At 71.4% G+C, this 552-nt stretch carries 2 pseudogenes; both read right to left on the bottom strand.

What is annotated here, in order from left to right:
- A pseudogene (locus tag IE98_RS44070) lies at nucleotides 1-314 on the bottom strand (hypothetical protein); the annotation flags it as partial.
- Between the two features lie 114 nt (nucleotides 315-428).
- A pseudogene (locus IE98_RS0141735) lies at nucleotides 429-552 on the bottom strand (Hsp20/alpha crystallin family protein); the annotation flags it as partial.

The raw sequence follows: 552 nt of genomic DNA, 5'->3' as shown, positions 1-552 counted from the left end.
CGCTCGGCCTCCTGTGGGGTGTCGTACTCACCGCGCTCCCGGACCTCCTCCAGGAACGCCTCCCATCGAAGCGTCATCGCGCTTACTCCCTCCGTCCCGAGGCCCGGCGCGCCCGCGCGATCTCCGGGCTCGACGGCCAGACGCCGGTGCAGACCGGTCAGCTTGAGCAGCCGCATCACCTCCGACAGATCCAGCACCACCTCCCGGTGCGACTCGAGCGCGGTGGCCGGAGCACGGCGCAGCGCGGGGGCGGTGTCGAGGTCGATCTCGCCGTGCGCCCGCACGATGAAGGGCTGGTTGCTCTGGCCGTTCATGGCGTTTGTGCGTCGCTGCGGGTAGGCCGGTCCGGCGGTCGGGGGTGTTCCGGCCGCCCCTTTCGATCGAGGGGGGAGAGATCTGGGGCGGCCGGAACGGCACTGGGGAGCGGGTCAGGCCTGGATCTGCTTGCGGCTTCCGCTGTGGCTGATCGCGACCTTGCGGGGCTTGGCCTTCTCGGCGACCGGGATCTTCAGGGTCAGCACGCCGGCGTCGTAGTCGGCGGTGATCCCGGCG

It is taken from the genome of Streptomyces sp. NRRL B-24484, assembly GCF_000717715.1.
Taxonomy (GTDB): Bacteria; Actinomycetota; Actinomycetes; order Streptomycetales; family Streptomycetaceae; genus Kitasatospora.
Note: the sequence above shows the minus strand (reverse complement) of the source record. Positions and strands in the feature narration are given on the sequence as shown.